The following is an 8,076-nucleotide window of genomic DNA, read 5'->3' as shown; positions in this document are numbered from 1 at the left end:
CTCCAGAAAAAACCCGGTCCAGTGCAGAACTGAAACCACAAAGCCCCTTCCTCATAACTGAAAAGCGGCCCCGCCCCGGCCCTTCGGGCCGGAACAGAGTCGCTTTTAATTATGAATGTTGTAACTAACATTGCCAGCGCTGTCAGTCTTCTGGCTGGAGGTATCGAGAACACGCTCGTAAGCGGCCCTGACGGCCCGCTAACGCGGAGATACGCCCCGACTTCGGGTAAACCCTTGTCGGGACCACTCCGACCGCGCACAAAGGCTCTTTCATGGCTGAACGCAGGTATAGTCTGGCAGGGCCGGGATGGGTTAGGTGAAATCTATCAATCAGTACCGGCTTACGCCGGGCTTCGGCGGTTTTACTCCAGTATCATATGAAACAACTGAGTGCCGCCTTCCATGCCGCTGGCGCGGCATCAAAAAAGAAAGCCCCCCAATGGTCATACGAATGAAATAATTTGTATATGTGTGTATGTGTGTGTATAGTTGTTTTCAGGTTAGGGAGGACATATGAAATCTGCTGACCTGTTGAAAGAACTGATAGCTGCTGGTTGCGAGTTGAAACGGCATAAGGCAAGCAGTCACCAGATATGGTGGTCGCCAATAACAGGAAAAGTTTTTCCTGTTCCTCATCCTAAAAAGGACTTGCCGCTAGGTACTGTCAGATCGATCAAAAAAATGGCGGGGATTTAATCCCCGCCGACTTTGGAGGTAGCCATGTTCTTTTCTGTTGGTGTCGAAACACCGAAAGATGATCATACAGCATACGGTATCACCGTTCCGGTTTTTGATTGCTTTGATTTTGGATGTGTTTCTGCTGCTGACTCTCAGGCAGAAATACCCGCAATGGCGCGTGAAGCAATATTGGCAATCGTGGAAGAGATGGTCATAAGCGGTGCTCATTCTGTTGATGATATTCATGATGAAGGGTGTTTGACTTATTCCGCCAACCCAAATTATAACCACTGTGATAGCTGGTTTGTAATTGATGTTGATTTGTCAGAAATTGAGGGCAAACAACAACGCATTAATATTTCATTGCCTGATGTATTGATTCGTCGTATTGATGGATATGTGAAAGAAAGTGGCGGCGTATACAAAGATCGTAGCCATTTTCTGGCTCAGGCGGCACGTCATGAACTTGCATATAAATAAAACTATCCCCGCGTTGTGCGGGGATTTTTTTATAGATGGATCTGCGGGGGCATTTGAACAGAAACTTACGGTTTCAACTGCTGAACAAAGGATGAAACCGTAATTTCTTGAATGTGGGTTTATCCGGCTTTGGCTGCTGCAATATATTTATACAGGGTAGGTTTTGAAATTCCCATAACGTCCATGCAACAAAGCGACTATTACCATGATAAATGGTTTTATTCCCTTCTAGCATGACCGCATAACGAGGTTTCTTGTTCATAGTTCTATGCTCTCACATTATCTTAATAAGATAATAAGATAATAAGATAATAAGATAATAAGATAATAGGATCTTACCTTTGTTTTGCTTCTGCTATCAATCTAGATATCTCTGTTTTTGATAGTGTTTTTAGCGCTTCCACCGCCGCCCTGACAACATCAGAACGATTCACTCTGCCTTTACCTGAAACCATCTCTGCGGTTATCAGGTCATCAATGTCTTTTAGGTTTTCTTCAAAAAAGGAAATACTCACTGGTTTTGCTTTGCTTACAACCGATGATTTATCTGATGACTTTTTGGCATTATCAAGACCAGCAGTGCCACCGTTAATAAATGCTGCCTCGTCACGAGGTGGAGTGTTTGCTCTATTTCTCACAGAATAACCTCTTTAACTAACGCTTCGATTTCTTGCTGTGCTTTATCATTTTGAGTTTCAAAAATTGTCATTGATTCGGCCCAGGCATCTCGATGTGCTTTACGATCACATACCCGGGAGTTCGCCAGATGCATTTCAGGGTAATCCTTCAGTACTTCAGCTGCCTGATTGGCTTCATTAACAAACATGTTTGTGGGAGTCATGTTTAAAACGAGATATCCCCGAACATCCTCATTAAAATCTTTTGCTGCTGTAAAAACGGAGCATGTATGGGGCACAACATCCAGGTCCATCTGAGAAGGACGCAAAGGAGAAATGAATACATCTGCGGCCATCAATCCACTACGCATTTCTGCACTATCACGGCCAGCACAGTCTGCAATGACAAAATCATAGGATTTTCCGTGTTCCTTTAACATTGCCTTGATGTTGCCTGTTGCGCCTGTAACCGGAATATGGGGGAGAGCTTCAGGGCGGTTGTTGTACCAGGTTAATACTGATTTCTGGTCATCTGCGTCGACAATAATCACGCGATTACCTAATGACATCAGATATGCGGCTATTGATACCGCAAGTGTACTTTTACCAACACCACCTTTTTGACTACCTAATACAATTATCATTATAGCCTCATATTAAGTTGTTAAGTTAACAACTTAATATTGCCATCCGAGCAGGAATTACGCAATTATTTTATTATATTGATAATTTAATAAGTTGTTAACTATTTGATTTATAATTACATTAAGATAACAAGATAACAAGATAACAAGATAACAAGATAACAAGATAACGGGTTGGCAAGTTTGTGGGGTGGATTAGATATTCATAACCGGGCTACTGGCAAATCTGTCCATCTGGAGGTGTACGCAGGGGAAAGCATTTCCCGTTTCATTTGCCATTCAGGGGCGGTTCCTCGCCCCGCAAACCACACTTTCCCTTTTCCCGACTGGTTCAGTTCATCGAGTGTTTTCATTAACTTTTCGCTGTTTTTATGGGGCTGGATTTCATCAAATAATCCCGGCTGCGCTATACCGATGGTGTGAAATCAGCCAGCATGACTCCTGCCTTCATATAGCGGTACCCTTCACGCCAGACATGGTTTAACGCTCTGCATGCGGCGGCAATAATGTCCCTGCTGTCCTGTGTGGGCAATGAAAGCTTTTCCACAGCGGCATTGCTGTAACAGGGTTCTTTTACTGCAAAGGGGGATGTCCGTACAAATGTCGTCACCTGCCGGCAATACTGACGCTCCCCACGTAGTTTCTCTGCGGCCCGCTCTGCATACTGAACAACAGCCTGGTGCATGGCATCTTTGTCTGTGATTCGTTCACCAAAACTGCGGCTACAGGCAATCTGCTGTTTTGCCGGTGGTGCTTCTTCCAGGGATATGCAGGACTTGCCGTTGAGTTCGCGTACCGTACACTCTAAAAGAACCGAAAAAACAAATAATGTGCAAATGTGACATCGTCACACACACTCATAAACTCACATACTTATATACACAACAAACGTAAGTGAGTATATACTCCTTAACTCATAAACACATAAACTCATATTAACCTTTACTTACGCAAAGAGTATGGTAAACTCAAAAACTCACAAGAGTAATTAAGTAGATATACAATTGAGGGTTTGAGTATGAAGGTAATCTCATTTCTGAATCCGAAAGGGGGGGCAGGCAAAACAACTGCCGTAATCAACATAGCCACTGCGTTGAGCAGGAGCGGATACAACATTGCTGTGGTAGATACAGATCCACAAATGAGCCTGACGAACTGGAGCAAAGCGGGCAAGGCAGCATTTGACGTATTTACAGCAGCATCTGAAAAAGACGTCTATGGAATCCGAAAAGATCTGGCGGACTATGACTTTGCTATTGTGGACGGGGCAGGTTCGCTCTCAGTAATCACCTCCGCAGCCGTCATGGTAAGCGATCTGGTAATTATCCCTGTCACCCCCAGCCCTCTGGATTTCTCCGCAGCAGGAAGCGTCGTTACTGTTCTGGAAGCACAGGCTTACAGCCGCAAAGTTGAAGCCCGCTTTCTGATCACCCGTAAGATAGAAATGGCAACCATGTTGAATGTGCTTAAAGAAAGTATCAAAGACACCGGTGTTAAAGCATTTCGTACAGCTATTACACAACGTCAGGTTTACGTGAAATCAATTCTTGATGGCGACAGCGTGTTTGAATCCAGTGATGGCGCTGCAAAAGGTGAAATAGAAATCCTTACAAAAGAGATAGTTAGCATATTTGAGTGATTGCGCATTTACTCATATAATCAAATAAGTATAACAACCGGAGTAACCTTAATGTCACTTGAAAAAGCGCATACGGCAGTAAAAAAAATGACCTTTGGTGAAAACAGAGATCTGGAACGAGTAGTAACAGCACCAGTATCATCTGGAAAAATCAAACGTGTTAACGTTAATTTTGATGAAGAAAAGCACACCCGGTTTAAGGCTGCATGCGCCAGGAAAGGTACATCAATCACTGACGTGGTGAACCAGCTTGTAGATAACTGGCTCAAAGAGAACGAATAAAATTTGAGGAATATCATGGATAAAAAAATCGTTGATGCGCTGAGAACACTATTAGAAGCGTTACCCGAAGAGGTGATAACAGAAGTCACATCAAAACTAAATCCTTCGGCAAAGCATATTCCTGAAGAAAACAGTAAGCAATTGACAACAAAAGCAAGACTACTGCATTTCCGGCTAACCGAAGTCTATAAAGAAATCCTGGAAGCCGAAGCGAGCAGAACAGGACAGAGCAAAACAACCATCCTTAAAGCGGCGCTGGCCGCTTTCGATAGCCTGGACGAAAACAGGAAAAACCATTGGCTGCTTGAATCTGCAAAGTTAGGTTAGTGTTATGGGGGAGGATAAAACCATATACAGCGGTAATCAGCGATTTTTGGCCTGGTTAGTATGGTTAGCTCACAGACACAATAAAGCCATTGCCTGTGAGTATGGGATATGGATTGTCGAGCCGTCTTACTGATTGAGGACAGGAAAGGCAAAATAATAATGAGAATATTCATTATATTAGCTGGTCTTTTATTGGGATGCTGGAACTTATTTGATAACTACAGATCCTATAAAAGAGGAGTTTATAAAGAGCATCGCAAGATGGCTCCTCCTGTTTATTATTATCGTGGAGATCATACATTTGTCATACGGATAGTAATTGATTCCCTTTTGAGTCTGGTGATTATTGGCTTTGTTGTCTGGTTCTGGTTTAAAACTGCTTAACATCACAACATCGAGGAAGCAAAATGGCATCAGATAATAGATACAGCATTAACTTCACGCTATCTGTTTTAGAAAAAACAGAAGCAAGCTGATAAAAGAACATGAAAAACAAGAATATATAGAACCATATGGCTATATTTTGATTATAAAAAAGCAGCATTGTTAGTTCTTTCATTTGCAGCATTATTTGATTTTATAATTCTTTTTGGTTTGATTGCTCTCGCCCCAAAAGACCCTGATTATGTAGAAAGAGCAAAATTTCTTTCCATTATTACATTTACACTAATAGCTATATTCATCGGTTTGTTATATACATATGATTATTTAATGAAAAAAGTAATGAGGAGTAACCATTCATCAGAAATAAGAGACCAGGAACTAATGTTACGTCTAAAGATAAATCGTTCATATATTGAACAAATAATGAAAATTGGTAGTTCGAGTGTTTTCTGGAATAACATAAAAAAGACATACCGAAAGCAAGGATTTCTGTTTATCCAGACAAAAGAAAACAGATGCATCATCATTCCAGAAAGAGTTTTTAAAAATGAAGAAGAAACTGAAAAATTATATAGCTTTGTAAAAGAACAAATAGCACAAAATACAATAGAATGAAACAGGAATATTGAGTAATGATAAATATAGTAAACACTATCGAATTTATGATGAAAGACATTGATAAATATCTGGATGATATCACTCTGAACGCCATCACAGTGGATGGTGACTCTATATTAAAACTTGAAAGTATGTTTTGTGAAGAGATATCTCCTCATCTGGAGAAGATACTCAGTACGCTTATAAAGAGCGAAGTTGAACACAGACATGACTTTGATTTCAGTAAAATCCAGTCGGTTTTTTCGTATCAACAGACACAAAACCCTCTTTGCAGAAAGAGGTAACTGAGCAAGCGTTTTATTGATCTCAATTCGATGTCTAATTTTTGTCTTCTCAGAAATCTTTCTTATTGGCACTGCTCCATCCTCACCTACTATTTGTCTAATAAATATACCAAAACAAACATGATGACTCAACAAAAAATCATCATGTTTAATGACAAATCCCATCATGTTTAATGACAAATCCCATCATGTTTAACACAGCAATTTTGAGGGAGGATGCTACAGTGAGCAGTCAAACAGTGAAAACATGTTTAAAACATGAACTGATCACCTGAAGATCGGAAGATCGGAAGATCTGAAGTAAAAGAACCAATCGGTTAATAATGTGACCTAAACCATCATGGATAGTGACCTAAAGCTTCATGTTTAGCGTTTTTTTATTATATTTATCATAATGTTACAACGCTCTAAGTTTTTAAGATCAAGAAGAAAAGATAAGTTTTTTAAATGCACAGTGCCTGTGGATAACTTTGCGTAAACCCAGAGGACAGATCACACTGAACCAGGGCAACCACACATAAAAACAATATACTCGCTTTTTAACCACTGCGCGTAATTGCCTGATGTTATCCCTGTGCTGTTCCGCTTCCTCGCTCACTAACTCGCTACGCTCGGTCGTTCGGCTGCGGCGAGCGGTGTCTCCTTTCTCAAAATCAGAAGAGTTCAGATCATACGATCCGTTGATTGATCCTTTTTGGATCTTTCACTGAGAAGCCCTGAATCGATTTCTGCCGCTTCGTTCGATACAACCATGGTAAAACCATGCGAAATCGAAAAAATCGCTCAGAATGCGATACAGCGCGTTTTAGAGGGTATTTACAAAACAGTCGTTGCCTTGAGGAAATTTTGATCAAAATTGAACTCCTATCCGGATCATGGCAACAGATCACAGCAACAAGGTCGCTAAAAAGCGTTGAGCGGCGTTAAAAACCGTAGCTAACTACAACGAAACGGGAAAAAACGCTCAGAACGCGTTACAGAGCGTTTAACTCGACCGTCAGAAAAGCAATTCTTCCTGACCAGAAAAATCAACTTGTTTATCTAATCATCATATTTCGGCACTTATAAGAGACACTTGACTAAGTGTCTCTTATAAGTGACAATATGCACAGCACTGGAATGAGGGCGGTAAGATGCCTTACACGGCGAAACGATATCAGACAGAAAACGGTGAGGTTCCATACACCGACTGGATGAAAAAATTAAGACGTAAAGACCAGACCGCAGCGTTAAAAGTGGATTCCAGAATTGCCCGCGCTATGGGCGGGAATTTCGGAGATCATAAATTCGAAAGAGATGGTGTCTGGGAATTACGAGTTGATTATGGTCCAGGTTACAGGGTTTATTATTCAATCGAAGATGGCGAAATAATTCTTCTGCTCATTGGCGGAAACAAAAAAACTCAGACAGCCGATTTAGATAAAGCCGTTAGTTATCTGCAAGATTTTAAACAGAGGGCAAAATAATGACAGCCACCAAAAATGTGAAGTCGAAGATTAGCAAAAATAATTATCCGGCAGCCATTGATCACAACGCAGCCATGATTGATGAACTGCGCGCTGCTCCTGATTATGCAAACGCTTATCTTGCTAATGCTCTGGAAGAAATTAACGAGCCTGGCGGTTTAGGCGGTTTTCTTGTTGCATTACGTCAGGTAATCGAGGCGCGAGGGGGGATTTCCGAAGCTGCTAAGAAATCTGGCCTTGCCCGTCAAAGTATCTACCGCGCATTATCCCCGAATGGGAACCCGACCATCACAACACTGGCACAACTTGCATCAGTAGCCGGGTTACAGTTCACTCTCAGCAAATCCAGCCACTAATCTCTTCAGTTCCCCCATTACGGGGGAATTTTCCATGCCAGCAAAAATCATAACCGACGCGAGCTGCACGATGCACCGTCACGGCGTACCGTTCGCAATCTCACACGCTAACTGCGAAAGGCTAATTGCACGTTGTAAGTCCGGTAATGGGCTTTGTAGGACGTGTGAGGAGGAGTGTGAATCAATACAATTTTTTGCGTTACCTGCAAATGAAGGTATAGACACAACTTCCCCGATGCGGCTCTCAGCCGCACCACCGCATTCGGGCCAGCGGCTCATGCATCAGTATCTACTCTACCTG

General features: G+C 41.9%; 10 protein-coding genes and 1 pseudogene. 8 read left to right on the top strand and 3 right to left on the bottom strand.

Annotated features, from left to right (window positions below; genetic code table 11):
• Nucleotides 1-513: 513 nt before the first annotated feature.
• Together C7B16_RS19980 and C7B16_RS19975 are read left to right on the top strand one after the other, a co-directional pair.
• Nucleotides 514-696, top strand: coding sequence for a type II toxin-antitoxin system HicA family toxin (locus tag C7B16_RS19980; protein ID WP_107180055.1), 183 nt, complete (start codon nt 514-516; stop codon nt 694-696).
• Nucleotides 697-720: 24 nt separating this feature from the next.
• Nucleotides 721-1,158: a type II toxin-antitoxin system HicB family antitoxin gene (locus C7B16_RS19975; RefSeq protein WP_107180054.1), complete on the top strand. Its 438-nt coding sequence runs from the start codon at nt 721-723 to the stop codon at nt 1,156-1,158.
• Nucleotides 1,159-1,493: 335 nt separating this feature from the next.
• Here the strand turns inward: C7B16_RS19975 and C7B16_RS24875 are convergent, their stop codons facing one another.
• The 3 genes and pseudogenes from C7B16_RS24875 to C7B16_RS19950 form a co-directional block, all read right to left on the bottom strand.
• Nucleotides 1,494-1,796, bottom strand: coding sequence for a hypothetical protein (locus tag C7B16_RS24875; protein WP_181244197.1), 303 nt, complete (start codon nt 1,794-1,796; stop codon nt 1,494-1,496).
• Complete coding sequence (locus C7B16_RS19960) at nt 1,793-2,419, bottom strand: ParA family plasmid-partitioning AAA ATPase (RefSeq protein ID WP_107180052.1); 627 nt, start codon at nt 2,417-2,419, stop codon at nt 1,793-1,795. The genes C7B16_RS24875 and C7B16_RS19960 overlap by 4 nt, the downstream gene beginning before the upstream one ends.
• Before the next feature lie 203 nt (nt 2,420-2,622).
• Nucleotides 2,623-3,239: pseudogene (locus C7B16_RS19950) on the bottom strand (DUF4113 domain-containing protein); the annotation flags it as partial.
• 198 nt (nt 3,240-3,437) lie between these two features.
• On the opposite strand from C7B16_RS19950, the gene C7B16_RS19945 reads away from it, so the two are divergent.
• The 6 genes from C7B16_RS19945 to C7B16_RS19905 all read left to right on the top strand — a co-directional run bounded on the left by C7B16_RS19945 (nt 3,438) and on the right by C7B16_RS19905 (nt 7,775).
• Nucleotides 3,438-4,058: a ParA family protein gene (locus C7B16_RS19945; RefSeq protein WP_107180049.1), complete on the top strand. Its 621-nt coding sequence runs from the start codon at nt 3,438-3,440 to the stop codon at nt 4,056-4,058.
• A 51-nt stretch (nt 4,059-4,109) separates the two neighbouring features.
• Nucleotides 4,110-4,340 carry a plasmid partition protein ParG gene (locus tag C7B16_RS19940; protein WP_097456349.1) on the top strand — a complete coding sequence of 77 codons (231 nt, stop codon included), beginning with the start codon at nt 4,110-4,112 and terminating at the stop codon, nt 4,338-4,340.
• A 15-nt stretch (nt 4,341-4,355) separates the two neighbouring features.
• Entirely contained in the window at nt 4,356-4,667 is a 312-nt protein-coding gene (locus tag C7B16_RS19935; protein ID WP_107180048.1) for a CopG family transcriptional regulator, read from the top strand.
• A gap of 543 nt (nt 4,668-5,210) precedes the next feature.
• Nucleotides 5,211-5,666 (top strand): YcxB family protein, encoded by a 456-nt coding sequence (locus tag C7B16_RS25430; RefSeq protein ID WP_258182583.1) that lies wholly within the window; start codon nt 5,211-5,213, stop codon nt 5,664-5,666.
• Between the two features lie 1,420 nt (nt 5,667-7,086).
• Nucleotides 7,087-7,419 carry a type II toxin-antitoxin system RelE/ParE family toxin gene (locus C7B16_RS19910; protein WP_107180046.1) on the top strand — a complete coding sequence of 111 codons (333 nt, stop codon included), beginning with the start codon at nt 7,087-7,089 and terminating at the stop codon, nt 7,417-7,419.
• Entirely contained in the window at nt 7,419-7,775 is a 357-nt protein-coding gene (locus C7B16_RS19905; RefSeq protein ID WP_107180045.1) for a DNA-binding protein, read from the top strand. Before C7B16_RS19910 ends, C7B16_RS19905 begins: the two co-directional genes overlap by 1 nt.
• Nucleotides 7,776-8,076 lie beyond the last annotated feature (301 nt).

Source organism: Escherichia sp. 20412-1, assembly GCF_003027595.1.
Lineage (GTDB): Bacteria > Pseudomonadota > Gammaproteobacteria > Enterobacterales > Enterobacteriaceae > Escherichia > Escherichia marmotae.
The sequence above is the reverse complement of the archived record's forward strand: the minus strand, read 5'-3'. Positions and strand labels throughout refer to the sequence as shown.

What these genes read in the sequence shown, in the direction of transcription:
- C7B16_RS19945 (WP_107180049.1), top strand. Translation starts at nt 3,438, where the DNA reads ATGAAGGTAATCTCATTTCTGAATCCGAAAGGGGGGGCAGGCAAAACA.
- C7B16_RS19960 (WP_107180052.1), bottom strand. Translation starts at nt 2,419, where the DNA reads ATGATAATTGTATTAGGTAGTCAAAAAGGTGGTGTTGGTAAAAGTACA.
- C7B16_RS19940 (WP_097456349.1), top strand. Translation starts at nt 4,110, where the DNA reads ATGTCACTTGAAAAAGCGCATACGGCAGTAAAAAAAATGACCTTTGGT.
- C7B16_RS19910 (WP_107180046.1), top strand. Translation starts at nt 7,087, where the DNA reads ATGCCTTACACGGCGAAACGATATCAGACAGAAAACGGTGAGGTTCCA.
- C7B16_RS19975 (WP_107180054.1), top strand. Translation starts at nt 721, where the DNA reads ATGTTCTTTTCTGTTGGTGTCGAAACACCGAAAGATGATCATACAGCA.
- C7B16_RS19935 (WP_107180048.1), top strand. Translation starts at nt 4,356, where the DNA reads ATGGATAAAAAAATCGTTGATGCGCTGAGAACACTATTAGAAGCGTTA.
- C7B16_RS19980 (WP_107180055.1), top strand. Translation starts at nt 514, where the DNA reads ATGAAATCTGCTGACCTGTTGAAAGAACTGATAGCTGCTGGTTGCGAG.
- C7B16_RS19905 (WP_107180045.1), top strand. Translation starts at nt 7,419, where the DNA reads ATGACAGCCACCAAAAATGTGAAGTCGAAGATTAGCAAAAATAATTAT.